The following is a 20,827-nucleotide window of genomic DNA, read 5'->3' on the forward strand; positions in this document are numbered from 1 at the left end:
TATGACGCCACAGGTTCTTGTCGTCGAAGACGAAGCCGATCTCGTCGAACTGCTGCGTTACAATCTCGAGGCCGAAAATTTCTCGGTTTCCACCGCCGAAGACTCCGAAGAGGCGATGCTGCGTATCGCCGAGGCGAAGCCTGACATCATCCTGCTCGACTGGATGCTGCCGGGAGCTTCGGGCATCGAGATCTGCCGCCGTATCCGCGCGCGTACCGACACCACACATATTCCCATCATCATGCTCACCGCCCGCGGTGAGGAGGAGGAGCGGGTGCGCGGGCTCGCGACCGGGGCTGACGACTATGTCGTCAAGCCCTTCTCGCTGCCCGAACTGATGGCGCGCATCAATGCACTGCTGCGCCGCTCCAACCCTCAGCTCATCGCGGCCGTGCTCAAGGCCGGCGATATCGAACTCGACAGGACCACGCACCGCGTGCGGCGCTCGGGCAAGGAGGTCCATCTCGGCCCTACCGAATATCGCCTGCTCGAATATCTGATGGGCAATCCCGGCCGCGTCTATTCGCGCGAGCAGTTGCTGGATGGGGTCTGGGGCACGGACGTATACGTCGACGAACGCACAGTCGATGTGCATGTCGGCCGCCTGCGCAAGGCCATCAACAAGGGCCGCGCCAAGGACCCCATCCGCACCGTGCGCGGGGCGGGCTATGCGTTCGATGAACAATTCCTACGAGCCTGAGCGGAGGTCGCGTGATCCGCTGATCGACGAACTGTTCGTAGAAGGTTCGTTGACCCAGGCGGAGCGCAATCGAATCCACACTTTCCTGAGCGGAGCGCATTGCCGCAATCTTCCCGCTCGTGAACGTCGTCTCAGCGATGTCGCCAAGGCACTCCAGTTCATCAACAAGACAAGGCGGCATTCATTGTCGCCGCAATTGTTGATGATTTTGACGTACTGCGCCGAAGAATGCGGCCAAGATTACTTCTTGCCCTTGCAGTCGGATTTCTCCATTGGCGAAAAGGTCGCCCTTCGTAGAAGGGAATACGACCGGCGTAGGGAACACGACAGTCTCATCATCCGATTGCACGACACTGAGGGTAAGTCGTTTCCGGAGATCGGCTCGATGTTCGGTCGCACGGCCGGGCACACGAACCGTCTGTACGTTCGCGAAATCGAGCTGCGGCGGCTGGAGGCCGAGTTGCGCAGAAGCAAACCACACCACAGCACCGATCGGCAAGTCGACGGCAATGTCGAGAAGAGGTGATCCCGTTGGTCATGCACGGGTTGACACCGGGCATTATATCGGAATAACTCGATACATGGATACGAATTCTGCACTCAAAGCCTTTGATGCCCTATCGCAAGTCACGCGACTCGAAATCTTTCGCGTTCTCGTAAAGGTCGGCGAGGAGGGAATGCCCGCCGGCGAAATCGCCGAAGCGGTGAAGGGCCGTCAGAACACCGTGTCCAGCCACCTTGCTGCCCTCAGCCGCGCTGGCCTCGTCGCGTCCGAACGCGAGGGGCGCATTATCCGCTATCGGGCCAGCTTCCGCGCAGCAGGCGAACTCGTAGCCTTCTTGCTTGAGGACTGCTGCAGTGGCCGTCCGGAAGTCTGCGCTCCTCTTGCCGCCAATCTCGCCTGCCTGCAAACGTCCGCCACGGAGCCCTGTTGTGACTGAACCCTACAACGTCCTGTTTCTTTGCACGGGCAATTCCGCCCGTTCGATCATTGCCGAAGCCCTGCTCAACCGTGACGGGGAAGGGCGCTTCAAGGCCTTTTCAGCGGGCAGCCATCCCAAGGGAAGGGTCCATCCTTTTACCTTGGAGTTGCTCGGGAGCATGGGGATTGATACGGGTTTTGCGCGCTCCAAGAGCTGGGACGAATTCGCCGTAACCGGCGCGCAAGAGTTCGATTTAATCTTCACGGTGTGTGACGACGCGGCAAATGAGCCTTGTCCGGTTTGGCCCGGCCATCCCATGACTGCCCACTGGGGTGTACCTGATCCGGCAACAGCCGAGGGTACCGACGCAGAAAAGCACCTGGCATTCGCTGAAGCCGCGCGGCTTTTGGGCAATCGCATATCGCTACTGCTCAATCTCCCACTCGCCAGCCTCGACCGCCTGGCGCTCAAATCCAAACTCGACGCCATCGGCAAGTCGGGGGACTGATCGGCTATGACTTTCGACACAACCGCGCCCGCGCCTGCGGGCGGCATCGGCTTTTTCGAAAAGTGGCTTTCGGTCTGGGTGGCAGCTTGCATCGTCGCCGGTATCGTGTTCGGCAACCTCTTCCCGGACCTGTTCGCCGTTCTGGCCGGATTAGAATACGCCTCGGTCAATTTGGTCGTCGCCGTGCTCATCTGGGCGATGGTCTACCCCATGATGGTGGCTGTCGATTTCACCTCCATCGGCCAGGTCGGCCGCCAGCCCAAGGGGTTGATCCTCACCCTTGCGGTCAACTGGCTCATCAAGCCGTTCACCATGGCGCTCCTGGGCGTCCTGTTCTTCAACTTCCTGTTCGCGCCGCTCGTCGATCCCGCCGACGCCCAGCAGTACATTGCCGGACTGATTCTGCTTGGCGCCGCCCCTTGCACGGCCATGGTGTTCGTCTGGTCGCAACTGACCAAGGGAGACCCCAACTACACGCTCGTTCAGGTCTCGGTGAACGACGCAATCATGGTCGTTGCGTTTGCCCCGATCGTCGCCTTGCTTCTGGGTCTCACCGAACTCACCGTGCCTTGGGAGACTCTGTTGCTCTCGGTCGGGCTCTACGTCATCATCCCGCTCGTCGCCGGCGCCATCACGCGTCAGGTTCTCCTGCGCGGCACCCCGTCCGACACACGCCGCATCGACCGATTCAACGCCCGCATCAAGCCAGCTTCCGTCATTGGGCTGCTCGCGACCGTCGTGCTGCTGTTCGGCTTCCAGGGTGAAACGATCCTGGCCAACCCGCTGGTGATCCTTCTGATCGCCATTCCTTTGCTCATCCAATCGTATGGCATTTTCACCATAACTTATTGGGCGGCCTGGAAATGGAAGGTGCCTTTCTCGATCGCCGCCCCGTGCGCCCTTATCGGCACCTCGAACTTTTTCGAGCTCGCCGTGGCGGTAGCCATTTCACTGTTCGGGCTCAATTCGGGTGCCGCGCTCGCCACCGTGGTTGGCGTTCTCGTCGAGGTGCCCGTGATGCTTTCGCTCGTTGCCTTTGCCAACCGCACTCGAAACCGTTTCGAGGCCTGAAATGACCGTCACCATCTACCACAATCCCGACTGCGGCACCTCGCGCAACACGCTTTCCATGATCCGGCAGTCCGGCGAGGAACCGGTGATCATCGAATACCTCAAGACGCCGCCCAGCCGCGAAACTCTAGCTGAAATGATCGAACGATCCGGCCTCTCGATCCGCGACGCCATGCGCAAGAAAGAGGCCCCGTATACGGAACTCGGCCTGGGCGACCCCGCCGTCACGGACGATCAATTGCTCGACGCCATGCTGGCCCACCCGATCCTGATCAACCGCCCCTTCGTCGTGACACCGAAGGGCGTGCGCCAATGCCGTCCCTCAGAAAGGGTGCTTGATATCCTGCTTAACCCCGATATCGGCCCATTCACCAAGGAAGACGGCGAAGTGGTGATCGACGAGAACGGAAAGCGCCTTGTCTGAAATCGATACCTTCCCCGCGCTCGACGAGGAACAGTTCCGGTCTATCGACGAAACGGCCCTCATTTCGCCCCAACATAAGACCCACGCCCCACGCATTCTGCTCCTCTATGGTTCCCTGCGCGAGCGCTCCTATTCGCGCTTCGCGACACAGGAGGCCGCACGCATCCTTCGTCGGTTAGGCGCCGAAACGCGGATATTCAATCCAGAGGGCCTGCCCCTTCCGGACGGCGCTCCCAATGATCACCCCAAGGTGGCCGAACTGCGGGAGCTCGCGCTATGGTCCGAAGGCATGGTCTGGTGTTCGCCCGAGCGCCATGGAGCCATGACCGGTGTGATGAAGTCCCAGATCGACTGGCTCCCGCTCTCGATGGGCGGCATCCGACCCACCCAGGGGCGCACGCTCGCGGTCATGCAGGTCAACGGCGGTAGCCAGTCCTTCAACGCGGTCAACCAGCTTCGGGTGCTCGGGCGCTGGATGCGGATGGTGACCATCCCCAACCAGTCCTCGGTACCCAAGGCCTTCAACGAGTTCGACGAAGCCGGCCGCATGAAGCCCTCGCCCTTCTACAACAGGATCGTCGACGTGATGGAGGAACTGGTGAAGTTCACGCTACTGGTCCGCGACCGCGCCGACTATCTGGTCGATCGATACTCCGAGCGGGTGGAAAGCGCGGAGGCGGTGTCGAAGAGGGTTAATCAGAAGGGCCAGTAGGAAGGCCCTGGCTCGCCGCGAATTGCCAGTTGCCGAAGTGGACCAGCATTCCATTCGAGATCGGCGGGTCCTCGTGAACGGCCAGCACTGCGTTAAGGAGTCCCGATATTGTTTTGTTTGTCATTTGAGGCGAGCCAGTCTGACGCCGAGACAGCCGAATGCCCCGTTCACAGTTGCGAGCGTGAGATCTGGCAAAAACTCATTTTCCGCTTCTAGGGCCTGAACGAGCGCTCTTCCTGATAGTCGTCCGGCGCTTCGTAGTCCCAGTCGGCGCCGAATGGCCTATTTAGGATGTCGAGAACCTCGGGTGCACTGAAGATCCGGTTCCGCTTGTAACCGGTGCGCTCGGACAGAATGTTCGCCTCGATCAATTGGTCTATGCCGGCCTTTGCCGCGTTGAAGCTCACGCCGAGAATGCTGGCCATTCGACCAATCGTCGTAACGGGATAGTGGGGCAGGACGTCGAGCATCAGCGCCGCAGCCGAATTCGCCCGGAACCGCCGCCTGTCGAGCCACATCGTATGGAGGCGTTCGAGAGCATTCCGGGTCGTCATCAATTCTTTCTCGCTCGCAACGACCGCTTGCGAGAAATAACCCGCCAGCGGAGCGAACTCTAGCCGCTGCTGCGCCTGCTTGAGGCCGTCGTAATAGGCTTGCCTATTTGCATCGATGTATCCCGACATATAGATCGGCGTCAATTTCTCTGCAGCCATCATCAACGGCAGCAGCAGGCGCCCAACGCGGCCGTTGCCGTCTCGGAACGGGTGAACCGCTTCGAAATGGGCATGGGCGATCGCCATTCGCATCATGAGCGGTTGGGTGAGCACATGCTCTCCATTGTCCCGCAGGTAATCGACCAATTCGTGCAGGCACGGTTCGATGTCGTCGGGTGGAGCGGGATTGTAGGTCGAGTTTTCTATGCCTCGCCCCCCGCCGATCCACACGACTCGCGTCCGGAACTGCCCCGGCTCATCATCGTAATGGTCGTCATCCTTCATCACCGAAGCATGCAATTCCCGGAACAAGTCGATGGTGAAAACGTCCGGTCCGAGTTCAGATGCTCGCGCGAGAACGGTATCGAGAACGCGGGCATATCCTCTTACCTGGAGAGCGGCTGATTGCGCGTCCTCATCCTGTTCTTCGACCGATAGGAGTTCATCCAGGGTGCTGTTCGTACCTTCGATCGACGAACTACTGACGGCCTCTTTGCGAGAGAGCACGCGACTAAGCACGTAGGGATCATGATACTCTTGCGCCATGACCTCAATGCGCGCCATCGCGGCGACCGCTTCATGCTGCACCTTGGCGAAGGTGCCCAGACCAACGGACCGGGTCTCCGGTGGCGGCGGAACCATACCATAATGGGATTCGAATGGAGGCGGATAACGTGTAAGCCGCTCACGGACGGCTCCGACCAATGCATCGCGCTTCATCGATAACCTTCAACAAGCAGCCTCGGTTGGTATTCATATTGAGGGTTTTTGGTGAAAAGTTCAATAAGCAAACTTTAACGCATGAGTGTTGAAGGTTCTCGGTGTGCGACCCTACGATCACCGAGTGCTGGAGACCTGACTGGTGGAAGTGGCGGCACGACATTGTCATCGACGCAGTACCGGTGATCTCTACCGCGACGAAGGTCGCCGGGTCTTGCTTGCTCGCGCGATGCAGCCAACTTCCCACAATGTATCTACAGGTACGAAAAAAGCACCGTTGCAGTCCCGGCAGCGGGATAACCAGTTACGCTCAACAAGGATTTGAAAGAACTCGGTCTTATTAAGCCCCGATGAGGCCAGACAGAAGTCGATATCGCGGTAATCGGTTCGCCAAATATCGGTAACCGGATACCCAAGCGCTTTGCCGAGGCGCCGTGCCAACAATGATGAGAGGACTTTCCCCTCGTCGAGATGCAGAGCTACCAGATCGGCTATAAATCCAAGAGCGCGAATTGGCTCCCGCGGACACAAGATGCCCTGTGTCCTCCGGAAGGCTTCGACAATCCCGGTGGGGATGTTCGCCGAAAGGTCATCACACCGAAGCCAACCGAAGCCCGCCTCCGCCCACTCCACGAGTTCGAGTTCACTTTCAGGCAGTGGGTGTTTGGTGGCGAAGCCCTTCGCCAATAGGGCGCCGATAGCTCTCACAACGTCGACCACCAAGTCGACGGGCAGCGGGTCCAGAATGGAGCAGGTGATGCGCTCCCGACGTCCGAGCCGACCCAGAAGGTACAGTTGGCAAGGCAAATCTTTTGGTTCGGGCGTTATAGTTGGAGATGCGATGACGTCTTCGGCAGGGCACCGATCGCACGACGCCAAATGGCGATCGTTCCACGTCAGAGGTTGGCCGCAATCACATTGGCTGACGAGCGGTCCATGCTCGGGACAATCTGATATGAAATCCAGTTCCCACTCGAAAGGAGCGGCAGGCATGGAAGCCAAACAATGTTTGCACACGCGGCGGTGAAACTTGCTCGTTTTCGTCAACTGTATGCGATGACCGGAAAAGTCGACATCGTGTTTGGTCCAAATTCCCGGCAGCGTCGCGAGCTCGTCCTGTCGCAAACCTAAAGCAGCAGCCACCTCGTCGGGCTGCGACCGTGCCAACAATCGGGGCCCGGTAAGGCCGACCCTTTTCAAGAAATCGCGCTGCCGCGGCCACCCGTTCTCCATGCAGGCACGGATTGCATAGCTTCGGGCGCTCTCGAACGCCATGGGCTCGATGATCACGGACGGATTGCGCTGCCGGGGCGTCATGACAAACGCCTCCCGCCGCCACCCACCTCGTCGTTGAACGGGTTATGGTGGTCCGCCAAGTCCATCTCGTACGTCACGACATCCCTGAGCACCTTGCGGTCGATAGCGGGGAGGTTTCGATGGATGGCGTAGTCGGTTGCTTCCTGAAGGAGAGTTTTCGCAACGCCGATTACGCCCTGGCTGTAGTGCCACATGGGTTCGGCTATGTCGCGTTCGTCGATAGCGCTCTCACGATCAAACGGTAGATGAGCCTTCATCTCCCGCATGAAAGTAACGAATGCGGATTGCGAGACATCTGCGTTCTCGTCGTCCCAGGGGGGACAGGGCAGGGGTTCGAAGATGTGGCGCTTCGTCGTGAGGTCCGCAGTCTGCTTGTCCGAGGACAAAACCTCCAGCGTACCCTCGATGCCTGCAGCAGCCACTTCAGTATGCCCGGTCTTGCACAACGCTTTGAACAAGACGACTGCCTGGTTCCTGGCCGCGCCCGTCACCCGACCGATCTCTTGAACATCATCGAATATTACCAATTTGACGCCCTTGCCGCGCAACTGCCGAGTGAAAAAAGCGGTCATCTCGTTCAAGTTGCTAAATCTCGGAGGGTCCTCGTCCCGAGCGAGTGCTCGCGCCACATGGGTGCCGAGTGCCTTAACCGTCGGATTCTCATGTATTTCGATCCTCATGACGGGGTGCTTCAACCTGCCATTCGCGTCCTGCACCGTGACGTACGACACGTCGGCGACCTCAGGAAAGTCGTTCTCTCCCGGCTTCACGTTCTCGACAAATCCGCCGAGCTGCTGAGCCTTCTGGATCATGAATATCTTCTGTGCCGTGCTTTTACCGACGTGGGTTGGACCGACTATCGCGTAAATGTTTCCTTGCGTACTCGTACCCGCACGTCGGAACATGCTCTCAAGGCCGGCAACGATACGCCGCGTAATGTGCAGTGAGGTCATGCCGTGGCCCACCGCCATATTGCGCTCGAAGGGGGTCATGCTTGCATACTGGCCTGTCATAATTTGAACGGTCCCTCTGGCAGCGACGGCAACTCCGAGTGACTCTCGGGTTCGGGGTGAGGCTTACTCTCTTGGCTGGACGCGATGTTTTCCGATGCTAAAACGACCGAGACCGGCAACTTGGCGTTCGGGTTGGGAACGTCGGGAGAAAAGCCGGTTGATTGGGGTAGAGCAGGGACCTGCTCACCGGCCCGGGCGGCCGCGTCGATCGAGTGCTCTATGGCTCTTGATGCCGGCCCCGGTCGTGCGTAGGCGCCTCCGAGCTTGTTATAGGTCTCGAAGTCGTGTCGGATACTCATGTTGTGGCCGGAGAATTCACGAGACAAGCTGACGGATTGGTCAACCGGCGGAATAGCGAGGTTCGCGCCGGCCTTTGTCGGAGGAGAGGTAACGACTTTCGCGCGCCGCGGCTTGCCCCGCCTCACGTCGTTTGCCATGACCTGGTTGACACGACCGTCTCTCGCTTTCCTGCGTTGGTCCGGCGTGGCCTTGTTGCGTTTGGCTTCGCGATGCTTTGCCAAGGCTTGATCGTGGCTGAGATTGAGGCCTGCGAATCTGCCTTGGAGGTAGCCTTCGACATGACCTGCACCAGTCAATTGCCCGACGAGGATGACGTCCGGCTGGTACCGGGGAATGAATACTACGACGTCGACATTCCCGCCCGCTTCGAAAAACATTTGCGTCAGCTCGGGGGATCTGTACTTCAGGCCGTTGAGCTTGATGCCATGTACCGTTAGCTTTGCCGACACCGGCTTACCCGGGAAAAGGCTGGGGTCCGGTGGCATCTTCCAGGCGAGCGTCTGATCCATGAGGCGCTTAAACCGATGAATCCGGATTTCGCCGGTGCCGGGTTCGATTTGCTGGTTGTAGTAATCCACGACATAGGCTACCGCGGCCTCGACCGCCTCTTGCTCGGTACATTCCGGCGCCGCCTTGTCTGGATCTCGCTCCTGCGCGTTAGATCCCACATATCCCGGTTGACTCACGATGTGTTGGTGCATGAAGTCGCCCAAGCCCTTTTCGACGCCGCCTTTGAGATGTCCACTGGCTGCCGGCATATCATCGATCTCGAACCCGAGCTTGGTGGCCATGCCGGCCAGTGCCGAACCTCGGTGCGTAGCATGACGGTCGAGAACGAGCACGTCGGGAACACCGACAATCGGCCAATCATTGACGAACTTATATTTGAAGGAATTCAGGTAGTCCTGCTTGGGCAAAGCGGACATTCGGATCGCTTCGTGCATCGTGAACCAGTTAGACTTCTCGAACGAATGATGCAAACCGGTGATCGCACCCGAGCACTTGTCTTTTAGGAATGTAATCTCCATGCGCTTGGGCTTGCCGTCGACAATAACCACCAGTTGGTCCACGACCGTAGAGTCACCCTCGACCCGCTGCAGTGGCAAGTCGACGATCGGCCCCTCTCCGATACCGGCGGCAAGACGCCGTGCCTCCTTTCGATTGGTCCGATAGGCCATGCGCTCATAGAAATTGCGGCGCCGAAACCTGTTGCGAACCAGGTTCGCTCCGATATGGCGCTGGTCGGCATCGACCAGTGGATGCAATGACCAATTCGGATCACTGAAAACACGATCAAGCAACAACGGAATGGGGTGCTTCTCGAGGGCAGCTTGGCCGATGCTCTCCCGAAGCGTGTGGATGAAGGGATGCGCGCGCCAGTCCTTGGCCTCGACCGCGATAGATACCAAGTCGTCAGCGAGCTGCTGGACGTTGGCCAAGCTTTCGACTTTATTTATTCTCGAGGTAATGAATTCGGTGATTAATCCCTCCACAAGCTCGATCACGGGACGATAACTATCTTTGTCATACGGTCGGCGATTGCCTCTGAGGTGTGCCAAATCCAGCAAGGATCGGGGATCTTTCAGACTTGCGATCCACAGGAGGTCCCAATGACGCCTGATACGTTGCGGGCTGGGCAGTTTTATCTCTGGCCCTAGGGTGCTCGAAACTTCTGCGATGACCCTCTCGATAACTGCCTCCTGACGACGCATCACCGGCCCGAAGCGATCGAGAGCTCGGCAGATGGCAGCTCGTGCTTCGGCGCGCTCGCGCAATTCAGGATCGAAGAGGTGCCATTCGGAAGAGAGAACTTCGCGTACCGACGCGGGTAACGCTTGGTGAATCCGGTCAGGAACGATGTCCCATTTTCTGACGAGGAGCTGCAGCTCGTGCCGGGTGAGCGAGTACTCCTTGTCTGAGCCCGCACGTTGGAACAGTCTTAAACCCGTGATCGGATGGACATCGACAATGGTGCAGCGCCGCCGTTTGATCCAAACGACAGAGCCCTTCGCCAGGTCTTTTTCCGTTACGATGACCTGCTTCATTCGACAGCCTTCCGATTCCGGAAGCTGGTCTCGGGCAGAAAATATGATCCAGCATCGAGTTCAATCGCGCCGCTGCGATCAAGGCAGCACGCGATGGCCATGGCGGCGCCCGCATACCGACCGATTTCGTGTGAGAATTGGCGAACTGTCATTATGCTGGGAAGGCTCGGCAATAATGCGGCGGCTTCCCGCAGAAGGTCGGTGGGAAGTTGCGCCGAAAGCGCTCGGCGCATGGTTTTGGCATTGTGTAGGCGCGGTTCGGTCCTGATTTCGAGCTCGGTAAAGAGGGCAAAATCCATGCCCATGCCGTTCGCCGCCTCCTCCATAGCCGCGATCCGGCGTTCCATGTAGAGCGCTTCAGCCGGGTGGCTGCAGGAAGCCGGGTGCACAATGGCGGCCGGCTTGCATTCGACCAGGAGATCGCGACGCCCGTGGCGGCGGATCCACATGTCGGGATACCACCTTTCGGTCTTGCTCCCGACTACAATTTCAATGGCGCCGGGTTGCGCTTTTGCGTCGACGACATCGCGCATCATGAAGTCCAGGACGATCCAGAAATCTTTCTCAATGAGCGACTCGAAGGCTTTCGTGGCACGCTCGAGACAGAATAGGGGAACGATGCCCGTATAATTCGAGCTTCCCGCCGAGCGGACGATGCGCGCCTCGGAACCGCGTATGGATTCGTGTTTCCGCTTCTGCCGCTTTAGGACCTGATCGGCAAAAGGGTAGGGGGCGTCGACCGGAGTTCCGACACCTGTCAACAAGCGACGTGCACCAAGGCTTAACTCGGTGCTCTGAGACGTTGTCTCTATATTCGGCATTTCGGACGAGTGGACGCTTTTTGACATGTTCCGGGGGCGCAGACGTTCGTTCACGCACTCCAGAGCGTCATTCGCTTGACTTAAGCCAAGCCGCGATGCAGCATCCTGGTGTGCTTGACGCACAGAAATTGAAAGTGGCCGGTCCTTTTCGTAGTGGTGGGGGCCGGTATCGATGGGCATCCTTTGGCGAGGATGCCCTTTTCGTTTGGTGATGAGCTTTAAGAATCCCTAGTTGCGACTTCAAAAATTGTCCGTCGAATTTCTGCAAAGGAAAAGCGGAAAATTCGAATCCGGCTCGACTCGTGCATTTCAGGCCAGGGCGAAAAGCAGAGTCTGGCCAAGGATTTAGCAAGCTTTATTATCGTAGATCCTTACTCTCGGTGGGGGTGTAAGCTCCGGAGATAATTGAGCTTTTTCCCACTCCGACTGGTCCTTCCCTGACCACATTCACTAGCCCCTGGAAGGGAGTGTGCGATCATCTCGATCTGCGGTCGATCGCATTATCGGCAGGGCTCGTCGGTGCGGCTTGTAAGAATCTTATGCAGCCGTTGACGAGGATTCGATTCGCTTTGCGATTCGAAAGATGGTCCTGGACGGAGCAGGGTGGTACCCCTAAGTCCGGAAGACAAATCTGCAGTCAGCACACCCTGAGCTAACATGGCCAACAACTGATCGATCGGATTTGACTGAGAAATCGCAATCTCCGCCAAGACCGCCTTGGCGGGTGCTCCTTCAGCGCGTGCGGAGGCTGCTTCGAGAGACTTGTACCGGACAGCGGGGTCGATAGTGAGCCGCTTCCTCGACCAAACGGCTCGTCCGGTCGAGCACAATGGTTCGACCCGCAGGGCCGCGCGACTGAGGCGCAGGATTGCGCCGCCATAGCTGTCAAAGAGGTGGCGGTCTTTCGTATCGCTCAACAGGCAAATGAAAACGGTCGAATTGATCGTTGCCTTAAAAGCGAACTCCACTCCCGGTGGCCAGCTCCCAGGCTCAAGAGGATCGAGTGATGTCACGACTGGATCGAGTGCAGCCTGTATAAGGGCGTCTCTTTGCCAACGCCTCGGGTAGTGAATGGCGTCGCCACTCTTGAAGCAGTGAAAACCAGGATATCGCTTTAGGTCTACGGCAGCAGGCTCATGGTTGCTCATCGGAGTGCATCTCGAATGAACGACAGTAGGCAGCGAAGGCCGCCTGCATCAGCCTTGGCAGCATTTAAGACCATTGAATATGTGGTCGTCAATAGAAAGCTAGATATCTAGATATCCACCGAAAGGTGAACATCACTTGTCCAGCGAGAAGACGTGGCACGGCCTATGCTGGGAAAATCAGTCGTGGTAGGAAGAGCTCATGCGCTCCAAGCCCGACTCGCAGCCAAGTAACGAGCGTCGTGACGGACGTCGGCCCTTGCTCGTTTACCTCGATCCCAAACTCATCCAGGCCTTGAAAGTTGAGGCTCTGGAAAAGCGGACGCATGTCTATCTGTTAATGGAAGACATCCTGAAGGAAAGACGACGCGACCGGCCCTGAGCCGGTGTTGTAATCCTTTGAGGCTCCGAAAAATTTTGGTCCCTCACGGTCATCTTATGCCGTCATTTCAGTTGACGGTTGTTGTCACTTTATGATGTCGCTTAGGACCTCCAAGCCACGCGTGGGTGTTGTGTTACGGGGTAGGTTGTCGGCTTATGGAGTCGAAAACAGCTTCGGCGGTTCGATTATCTCAGCAGGCAATATATCAAATTCGCATAATCTATATTATGGAACTTTTTGGTGCAGTGATTGCTATGCGATATCTCGAAGCCTGTGCGAATCTCCTGAAATTAGGCATGATAGCCGCTCCATAGGCCAGCCAGAGCCGGCAATTCGAAGATGAAGCGCGATATCGTCAAGCTTGGTGGTCATTCGGTCGTCGTGATTGGCGAGCAACTCTTCGCCTATCCTGCTCTGGCCAACGACCTCATAGCGCTGGCTTGGGAAAATGATGCGCGTGTCGTTGCCGTGCGTGTCGACGATCTGCCCGAGGATGCTTTTGCCTTGCGGTCGGGGCTTTTGGGTGAGATGGCGCAGAAGTTCGCGAACTACCGGCTGCAACTCGTCATCGTCGGTGATGTTGCGGACTATCAGGCCGACAGCAAATCGTTTCGTGATTATGTTTATGAAACAAACCAAGGCGATACGCTTTGGTTTTTACCCGACATGGCAACTCTGGAAAGCCGGCTGGGATAAACTTTCCGCATGGGGAAAGCTAGGATTCGAGTGCTATCCCTATAGGGCAATTTCAATTTCCATGCCGTCATATGCCGGTTCCACATGGGCTGGAACTTGGCCGGCGAGGACGTCGAAATCCATATCGACGTGAAGATTGGTCAAAATGGCCCGACGTGGTGCGTGGGCTTCGATCAGCTCCAGGGATTCCTCAAGGCTCAGATGGCTCGGATGCGGCGCGTAGCGCAGCGCATCGATCACCCAGGTATCGAGGCCTTCCACAGCAGCCAGAGAGGTCGAAGGGATGCCGGACAGATCGCATGAATAAGCAAAGCGGCCGACGCGAAATCCCAGAGATGTAATGGAGCCGTGCTGCTGTTCGAACGGCTGGATAGCGATAGAACCTCCCGCTCCCTCGATCACCACGCCTTCGTCTGCGGCAATGGAATGGGCGTTGAGAATTGGCGGGTATGGGCTGTTTTCCGGGGCCGTAAAGCAATATCCGAACGCTTCGCGCAGGCGAACCTCCGTGGCGATCGACATGTAGACATCCACGCGCCGTTTCGCGTTGAGCGCCAGAACCCTCAAATCGTCGATGCCGTGGGTATGGTCGGCGTGCTCGTGCGTGAACAAAACGCCGTCGATTGCAGGCACTTGGGCATCGAGCATCTGCTCGCGCAGATCGGGGCCTGCATCGATAAGAATGCGGGTGACGCCCTCGGCATCCTCTCGTGTGCCGGTCAGGAGCAATGCACAGCGCCTGCGGCGATTCTTGGGATTGTTAGGATCGCACGCGCCCCAGACGTTGCCGATACGCGGCACCCCGCCCGATGACCCGCAGCCGAGAATTCTCGCAGTGATACGGGTGGCGGGCTGATCGATCATTTCTCGAATTTCGCCTTTGAAAACAGGCGTTTGAAATTGGCTGTGGATTGCTCGGCTATGGTTTCGAACGGCACCTCGCGCAACTCGGCCAGCTTTTCGGCGGTATGACGCACGAAGGCGGGCTGATTGGGTTTACCGCGATGCGGAACCGGGGCGAGATAAGGCGCATCGGTTTCGACGAGGAACCGATCATCGGGCACGAATTTGGCGACGTCCTGGATTTCCTGAGCGTTCTTGAACGTCACGATGCCCGAGAACGACACATATCCACCCAAGGCGAGCCCGCGCCGGGCGAGTTCCGCGCCGGACGAAAAGCAATGGAGAACGAAGGGGAAGGCCCCCTGCTCCGTTTCCTCTTCGAGGATGGCGATCATGTCGTCGTCGGCCGAGCGGGCGTGAATAACGAGCGGCAGTCCGGTCCGGCGCGAGGCGGCGATGTGGTTGCGGAACCCCTGCGCCTGAGCGTCGCGTGGCGAGGAATCATAGTGGTAATCCAGCCCGGCTTCGCCAATGGCGATGCATTTAGGGTGCTGCGCCAAAGCGACGATTTCGTCGACACTTATGTCGAGTTCCTCATGCGCATTGTGCGGATGCGTGCCGATGGAGCAGAAAACGTCGTCATGGGCTTCTGCGATAGCCAACAGCTTGTCGAAGCGGCGGATGCGGGTGGAGATCGTGACCATCCGCCCTACCCCGTTTTCGCGCGCGCGCGCCAGCACGCCGTCAATATCGTCGGCGAGAACGTCGAAATCGAGGTGGCAATGGCTGTCGACGAGCATCAGGCTGCGCCTTCGTCCTTTTCCACATAGCGCGGGAAGATGCCCTGCGGCGGCGGAAGCGGCGTTCCAGGTGCCAGGCGGCCATAGCTGCCCAACTGCTCGAAGGACCGTCCTTCAGCATGCAGACCAAGCAAATCCAACAGCTTGGCGCTCGATTCCGGCATCACCGGCTGGGCGAGGATCGCCACCTGGCGCACGATTTCGATGGTCACGTACAGCACCGTCGCCATGCGCGCCGGATCGGTCTTGCGCAGCGCCCAAGGTTCCTGCGCAGCGAAATAGCGGTTGGCGTCGGCGACGACCTGCCAAACGGCGTTGAGCATCTGATGGATGGCCTGATCGCCCATGGCCTCGCGCGAGGCTTCGAGCAATGCGTCGGCTGCCGCGAGAATAGCCTGGTCGTCGGCTGAAAATTCGCCAGGCGTCGGAACTTGCCCGTCGCAATTCTTGGCCACCATCGACAGCGAACGTTGGGCCAGATTGCCCAGATCGTTGGCGAGATCGGCGTTGATGCGGTTGACGATCGCTTCGTGATTGTACGAACCGTCCTGCCCGAACGACACCTCGCGCAGGAAATAATAGCGCATGGCGTCCAGACCGTATTTGTCGACCAGCCCGAACGGATCGACGACGTTGCCGACCGATTTGCTCATCTTTTCGCCGCGGTTGAACAGGAAGCCGTGGGCGAAAACCCGCTTGGGCAACTCGACCCCGGCGCTCATCAGAAACGCCGGCCAGTAAACGGCGTGGAACCGGACAATGTCCTTGCCGATCATATGGATATCGGCCGGCCAGTACTTCCAGCGCTCGGCGCTTTCGTCCGGATACCCCGCCGCCGTGATGTAATTGGTAAGCGCATCAACCCACACATACATAATGTGCTTGGGATCGTTGGGCACCGGGACGCCCCAGTCGAACGTCGTGCGCGAAATCGAAAGGTCGCGCAGGCCCGATTTGACGAAGCTCGCGACCTCGTTGCGCCGTTCCGCCGGCAGGATGAAGCCCGGATTGGCCTCGTAATGGGCGAGCAGCTTGTCGCCATAGGCGGAAAGGCGGAAGAAATAGCTCTCCTCCTCGACCCATTCGACGGGCGAACCCAGCGGCTCGCGCCGCACGCCATCGTCTCCGAGCGTGGTTTCCTTCTCGTCGAAAAACGCCTCCTGGCGCACCGAATACCAGCCCGAATAGGAGTCGAGATAGATGTCGCCCTTGGCGAGCATTTTCTCCCATATCGCCTGGGATGCCGCGTAGTGGCGCGGTTCGGTGGTACGGATGTAGTCGTCGTAGGAAATGTTGAGCTTGGCCCACAGATCCCTGAACACCTGCGAGTTCTTCGTCGCCAGTTCGAGCGGGGTGATCCCTTCCTTTTCGGCCGTCTGCTGCATCTTCTGGCCGTGTTCGTCGGTGCCGGTCAAAAAGAACACGTCCTTGCCATCCAGCCGGTGAAAACGCGCGATGACGTCGCTGGCGATGGCGGTATAGGCGTGGCCGATATGGGGAACGCCGTTGGGATAGAAGATCGGCGTGGTGATGTAAAAGGTCGGGCGGCTCATGGGCGTCTGTCAGCTCACGGGAGTGGTTCTGCGCACATGGTCGCGGATCAGATCGAACACCGCGACCAACGTCTGCCGCCGGTCGAGATTGTAGATATCGGCATCGGCGACAAGGGCGTTGGCCTTCTCCCATAGTGTATTGGCCGACGCAAGGCGGAAACGCGCGGAAACGCCTTCTCGGGCGGCGGTTTCGGCCTCGGCGGCCAGCCAGTCGCGGATGACGTCCTGCGCAAAGGCCAGTTCCGCGCCCTTGGCTGCGGCCAACCCGTCGGCGATCTTCAAATGTGCGCGGGTGGGATGGGATGCCGGGGCCTGAAACCATGTCTGGAGCGCATCGAGCACGTCGCCTTCCTCCAGCATCAAGGCCTCGAAACCGCGACGCGGGCGCCCCTGCGCAAAGCCGACGGCGCGGGAGAGTTCGTCGGGCGCGATAGCGGTGCGGATGCCCGAAATGACGCCCTCGACCTCCGCATCTGCAATCGGCCGCAAACCAAAGCTCTGGCACCGCGACCGGATCGTCGCGAGCATTCCCCCCGGCCGGTGCGATATCACGATGAACATCGTCTCGGCGGGCGGCTCCTCGAGTGTCTTCAGCAGCGCGTTGGCCGAATTGACGTTGCAGTCGTCGACGCTGTCGATGATGGCCACGCGATACCCCGCCCTGCCCCGGGTTTGATGCAGCGAATCGCGCATGGCCCTGACGTCATCGACGCGGATGGCGGAAAAATAGCGCTCGCTATTGGCCGGATCGGCTGCGCGCCGCAGAACGAAGAGATTGGGGTGCGAAAGCGCGGCGATCTGTGCCGACACGCGCGCTTCGGTTTCGTCGGAGGTGCGCGCCAGCACCGTGCGAGCGAGTTCAAATGCGAATGTCGCCTTGCCGACGCCGCGTGGACCGTGAAGCAGGATCGCGCTTGGCAGCCGCCCCCGCTCCAGGGCGCTCATCAGCGATTGAAACGCGCCGTCATGCCCGACCAGCCTGCTGAATTCGGGCGTCGGAACGCCCTCGATCTGGTCTGCTTCGCGCCGTTCCACGCTCACCGGGTCAGCCCCTCGCGCGCCAGATCGGGAAAATGATCCATCAACGCGCCCCAGACCGCCGCGGCCAGCTCGTCTTCCTCCGTATCGGCGGACAGCACCACGCAACGGCCTGGATTGGCGATGGCGATTGCCAAAAAATTGTCGCGCAGGCGGCGGTGAAAGGAGAGGTCCTCCTTCTCGAAGCGGTCCGCGAGGGCCGGCATGCCGTCGTCCATAGCGCGCTGACGCACGCGCTCGAAGGCGAGGTCGGGGTCCATGTCGAGGATGATCGTCAGGTCCGGCGTATGGCCGTGAAGGGCCAGATGCTCCAGCGCGTCGATCAGTTTGTCGTCAACGCCGCCGGTCAGCCCCTGATAGGCCCGCGTGGAATCCGCGAAGCGGTCGCAAATGACCCATTTTCCAGCCGCCAGCGATGGCGCGATCAACTCGTCGACGTGATCGAGCCGTGCCGCCGCGAACAGCACGGCTTCCGCGCCCACGCCCCAGCTCTCGGGCTTTCCTTGCAGGATGAACGAGCGGATCGCCTCGGCCTTGGGCGTGCCGCCGGGCTCGCGTGTGCGAACGGCGGCGATGCCCAGTTCGGCCAATCGGCCGGCGAGCCGGCGCACCTGGGTCGATTTGCCCACGCCTTCACCACCTTCGAAGGTGATGAAACGCGGCTTTATCGATCGCTCCTGGTCTGCAGCCATGGTGTCCGTTCTGCTCTCGTTATGCCGGCGAAGCCCGGCTGGTCAGATCCAGCCGAAGGCCAGTTCCCAAAGAGCATCGGTCGCCTTGCGCACGATGTCGCCCTCGCCCACAGATTCGGCCGCATAAAGCGGCGCGCTCTGGATGAGCTGGTCATCGCAAAGTATGTTGAGTTGCGCAAGCCTGTCGCCGGTCTGGACGGGCGGCAGGATCGGTGCGGTGTAGGCAATATTGGCCGAAAGGCACCGCCTGTTGCCCCTCGGCAGATAAATGTCGATGCTGCCCTCGCCCACAAGGCCGACCTGGGCTTCCGCGCCGCCATAAACGCTGGCATAGCCCACGATGGCATTTTCGGCGAAAGCCGGAATGCGCTCGAAGCTGCGCGCGCCCCAGGTGATGAGCTTGCGCGCTTCTTCATTGCGTTGATTGACGCTCTCCATACCGTGCAGCACGCCTACCAGCCGCCGCCCGCCCTCGGTGGTCGAGACGACGATGCCATAGCCCGCCGAATTGGTGTGGCCGGTCTTGAGGCCATCGACGCCGATCCCAAGGTTCAGCAGCCCGTTGCGGTTCGATTGGGTGATGCCGTTCCAGGAGAAGTCCTCGACGGCAAATACCGGGTAATAGTCGGGAAATTCGCGGATGATGTAGCGGCCCAGATCGGCGAGGTCCCGCGCCGTCACATACATTTCGGGGTCGGGCAGTCCGCTCGCATTGGTGAAGTGGGAATCCTCGAGCCCGATATCGAGCGCGAATTCGTTCATGATCGCGGCGAACGATCCTTCGCTGCCGGCAATCCCTTCGGCCAGCGCGATTGCCGCGTCATTGCCCGATTGGATGATGACCGAATGAAGCAGATCGTCCACGCTGACCTGCGAACCGAGCTCGGCGAACATTGTCGATCCGCCCGACGGCGCGCCGCCGGTGCGCCAGGCGTGTTCGGAAATGAAAAATTGGTCGGTGAGGTCCAAGGCGCCGCGATCGACCATGTCGAGAACCACGGCAACCGTCATCAGCTTGGCCATGCTGGCCGGCTCGATGGGCGTATCGGCTTCCTTCTGGAAGAGGACGGTTCCCGATTCCTGATCGACGAGAATGGCATAGGGCGCGCCGGTGTCGAAATCGAGCTGGGCACTGGCATAGCCCGCCAGAGCAACCACAAACGCGATGCCGACAAGCGCTGCGCGCCACAGGCGCCCCAAACGAACCATGAGCTTTCAGCGGCGCCTTGGCGCCGCTCCCAACTTAAGCCTTTCTCGATTAATACAAAATCGTAGGCGACAAGCCAAGGGATGTGGCCAGTTCCTGCGCGTCTGTAGCGGTCACACCTTCGCGAAGATGGCTCAGCATCAGATGCGTCACGGTTTGTTCGCCCTGAACGACAGTCGTGGTATCGACGGCGCCCAGCAGCGCAAGCTCGGTTGCGACCGCGCGGGCGGCGTCTTCGTTGTCGAAAGTGCCGAGTACCATGCGGATCGGCGTGCCCGTAGGCTCCGCGACCGGTTCGAAATCCTGAACGGCGCCATAGGAAAGCACCTGGAACGGAATATAGTCAGGCGCGGCCGGTGCCACGGCGGCGTTTGCAGCCTCGCTGGCCGTCGTGGGACGAGCCACCGGGGTGGGCGCTGCGACGGGAGCCGGCGCCGGAGCGGCCTCGGCGACCTGGGTCTGCTGATACGCCATGCGGGTATTGATCTCATACGGCGTCAACTGATTGACCGAGGCCGTCAGAAAACGCGTATCGTCGCCATTGAGCGGTGCCGGCCCGACATATTGCACGCGCACCTTGGCCGTGCCCTGCTGCTGGAAGCCCAGAACCTGCGCGGTATGGCGGGAAAGATCGATCACCCGGCTATTGGAGAATGGACCCCGATCGTTGATGCGGACCAGCGCCGAGGTGTTGTTGGCGAGGTTGGTCACGCGCACATAGGAAGGCAGCGGCAGTGTCGGATGCGCGCCAGAGAGATAGTGCTGATCGAAGATTTCGCCATTGGCGGTGAGGCGCCCGTGGAAGGCCGGACCATACCAGGACGCCGTGCCCGTCTGGTCGAGATCGGGCTGTTCGCGCGGCACGAACCTGTTGCCGGCGACGGTATAGGGTTGCCCGACCTGATAGCGCCCGCCCCCCTTGGGAGGATGGTAGGCCGTGCTCACCCGTGGCGAGGCGCCGACACCCATTGAGGATTCCGAGAAAAACTCATTCCCGGCGAAAAGATCGGCGGCTCCGCAGCCGGCCAGAACCATGGCGGATACGGCGGCGGCGCCCAAGGCGGCAGCAAGGGAGCGGCGGCGCGCCGGTGCGATTTTGGTGCTCATACAATCCGACCCAATACAAACAAGATTGTCGATGCGTTCGCGCGTCGAACCCTTGAAAAACCATAGCTTTGTGTAGGTTCTGTTAACGGGGCGGCAA

Annotated in this window: 21 protein-coding genes; 9 read left to right on the plus strand and 12 right to left on the minus strand. The window is 59.5% G+C overall.

What is annotated here, in order from left to right:
• Position 1 precedes the first annotated feature (1 nt).
• From phoB to arsH, 7 genes are read left to right on the plus strand one after another with little or no spacing between them, the layout of a single operon-like run.
• Positions 2–700 (plus strand): phosphate regulon transcriptional regulator PhoB, encoded by a 699-nt coding sequence (gene phoB / locus V4T21_RS05850; RefSeq protein WP_332714393.1) that lies wholly within the window; start codon positions 2–4, stop codon positions 698–700.
• Positions 678–1,226 carry a hypothetical protein gene (locus V4T21_RS05855; protein ID WP_332714395.1) on the plus strand — a complete coding sequence of 183 codons (549 nt, stop codon included), beginning with the start codon at positions 678–680 and terminating at the stop codon, positions 1,224–1,226. The genes phoB and V4T21_RS05855 overlap by 23 nt, the downstream gene beginning before the upstream one ends.
• A 55-nt stretch (positions 1,227–1,281) precedes the next feature.
• Positions 1,282–1,641, plus strand: a complete 360-nt coding sequence (locus tag V4T21_RS05860) for an ArsR/SmtB family transcription factor (protein ID WP_332714397.1) — start codon at positions 1,282–1,284, stop codon at positions 1,639–1,641.
• The gene (locus V4T21_RS05865; RefSeq protein ID WP_332714398.1) at positions 1,634–2,131 is read left to right on the plus strand and encodes an arsenate reductase ArsC; all 498 of its coding nucleotides are present in this window, start codon (positions 1,634–1,636) and stop codon (positions 2,129–2,131) included. Before V4T21_RS05860 ends, V4T21_RS05865 begins: the two co-directional genes overlap by 8 nt.
• A gap of 6 nt (positions 2,132–2,137) precedes the next feature.
• A complete protein-coding gene (gene arsB / locus V4T21_RS05870; protein ID WP_332714399.1) occupies positions 2,138–3,202 on the plus strand; it encodes an ACR3 family arsenite efflux transporter in 1,065 nt (354 codons plus the stop codon).
• Between the two features lies 1 nt (position 3,203).
• On the plus strand, positions 3,204–3,626 hold the full coding sequence (arsC, locus tag V4T21_RS05875) for an arsenate reductase (glutaredoxin) (RefSeq protein ID WP_332714400.1): 423 nt from the start codon (positions 3,204–3,206) through the stop codon (positions 3,624–3,626).
• A complete protein-coding gene (arsH, locus tag V4T21_RS05880) occupies positions 3,619–4,338 on the plus strand; it encodes an arsenical resistance protein ArsH (protein ID WP_440589632.1) in 720 nt (239 codons plus the stop codon). The genes arsC and arsH overlap by 8 nt, the downstream gene beginning before the upstream one ends.
• A gap of 212 nt (positions 4,339–4,550) precedes the next feature.
• Here the strand turns inward: arsH and V4T21_RS05885 are convergent, their stop codons facing one another.
• From V4T21_RS05885 to V4T21_RS05905, 5 genes are all read right to left on the minus strand, one after another.
• On the minus strand, positions 4,551–5,771 hold the full coding sequence (locus tag V4T21_RS05885) for a Fic family protein (protein WP_332714401.1): 1,221 nt from the start codon (positions 5,769–5,771) through the stop codon (positions 4,551–4,553).
• A 189-nt stretch (positions 5,772–5,960) separates the two neighbouring features.
• Positions 5,961–7,088, minus strand: a complete 1,128-nt coding sequence (locus tag V4T21_RS05890) for a TniQ family protein (RefSeq protein WP_332714402.1) — start codon at positions 7,086–7,088, stop codon at positions 5,961–5,963.
• A complete protein-coding gene (locus tag V4T21_RS05895; RefSeq protein ID WP_332714403.1) occupies positions 7,085–8,101 on the minus strand; it encodes a TniB family NTP-binding protein in 1,017 nt (338 codons plus the stop codon). The genes V4T21_RS05890 and V4T21_RS05895 overlap by 4 nt, the downstream gene beginning before the upstream one ends.
• Positions 8,098–10,446, minus strand: a complete 2,349-nt coding sequence (locus V4T21_RS05900; protein ID WP_332714404.1) for a TnsB C-terminal domain-containing protein — start codon at positions 10,444–10,446, stop codon at positions 8,098–8,100. The genes V4T21_RS05895 and V4T21_RS05900 overlap by 4 nt, the downstream gene beginning before the upstream one ends.
• Entirely contained in the window at positions 10,443–11,447 is a 1,005-nt protein-coding gene (locus V4T21_RS05905) for a hypothetical protein (RefSeq protein WP_332714405.1), read from the minus strand. The genes V4T21_RS05900 and V4T21_RS05905 overlap by 4 nt, the downstream gene beginning before the upstream one ends.
• Positions 11,448–12,614: 1,167 nt before the next feature.
• Here V4T21_RS05905 and V4T21_RS05910 point away from each other — a divergent pair.
• Positions 12,615–12,794 (plus strand): hypothetical protein, encoded by a 180-nt coding sequence (locus tag V4T21_RS05910; protein ID WP_332714406.1) that lies wholly within the window; start codon positions 12,615–12,617, stop codon positions 12,792–12,794.
• A gap of 339 nt (positions 12,795–13,133) precedes the next feature.
• Entirely contained in the window at positions 13,134–13,490 is a 357-nt protein-coding gene (locus V4T21_RS05915) for a DUF4180 domain-containing protein (protein ID WP_332714407.1), read from the plus strand.
• A gap of 39 nt (positions 13,491–13,529) precedes the next feature.
• Here V4T21_RS05915 and V4T21_RS05920 read toward each other — a convergent pair whose 3' ends face one another.
• From V4T21_RS05920 to V4T21_RS05950, 7 genes are read right to left on the minus strand one after another with little or no spacing between them, the layout of a single operon-like run.
• On the minus strand, positions 13,530–14,354 hold the full coding sequence (locus V4T21_RS05920; RefSeq protein ID WP_332714408.1) for an MBL fold metallo-hydrolase: 825 nt from the start codon (positions 14,352–14,354) through the stop codon (positions 13,530–13,532).
• On the minus strand, positions 14,351–15,133 hold the full coding sequence (locus V4T21_RS05925; protein WP_332714409.1) for a TatD family hydrolase: 783 nt from the start codon (positions 15,131–15,133) through the stop codon (positions 14,351–14,353). Before V4T21_RS05925 ends, V4T21_RS05920 begins: the two co-directional genes overlap by 4 nt.
• Complete coding sequence (gene metG, locus V4T21_RS05930) at positions 15,133–16,686, minus strand: methionine--tRNA ligase (RefSeq protein WP_332714410.1); 1,554 nt, start codon at positions 16,684–16,686, stop codon at positions 15,133–15,135. Before metG ends, V4T21_RS05925 begins: the two co-directional genes overlap by 1 nt.
• 9 nt (positions 16,687–16,695) lie before the next feature.
• Positions 16,696–17,727, minus strand: coding sequence for a DNA polymerase III delta subunit-related protein (locus V4T21_RS05935; RefSeq protein ID WP_332714412.1), 1,032 nt, complete (start codon positions 17,725–17,727; stop codon positions 16,696–16,698).
• Positions 17,724–18,416 carry a dTMP kinase gene (gene tmk / locus V4T21_RS05940; protein ID WP_332714414.1) on the minus strand — a complete coding sequence of 231 codons (693 nt, stop codon included), beginning with the start codon at positions 18,414–18,416 and terminating at the stop codon, positions 17,724–17,726. The genes V4T21_RS05935 and tmk overlap by 4 nt, the downstream gene beginning before the upstream one ends.
• A gap of 42 nt (positions 18,417–18,458) precedes the next feature.
• Complete coding sequence (locus V4T21_RS05945) at positions 18,459–19,625, minus strand: D-alanyl-D-alanine carboxypeptidase family protein (protein ID WP_332714416.1); 1,167 nt, start codon at positions 19,623–19,625, stop codon at positions 18,459–18,461.
• Between the two features lie 49 nt (positions 19,626–19,674).
• Complete coding sequence (locus V4T21_RS05950) at positions 19,675–20,730, minus strand: septal ring lytic transglycosylase RlpA family protein (protein ID WP_332714418.1); 1,056 nt, start codon at positions 20,728–20,730, stop codon at positions 19,675–19,677.
• Positions 20,731–20,827: the final 97 nt, after the last annotated feature.

Origin of the sequence: Pelagibacterium mangrovi (assembly GCF_036662815.1) — a bacterium.
Lineage (GTDB): Bacteria > Pseudomonadota > Alphaproteobacteria > Rhizobiales > Devosiaceae > Pelagibacterium > Pelagibacterium mangrovi.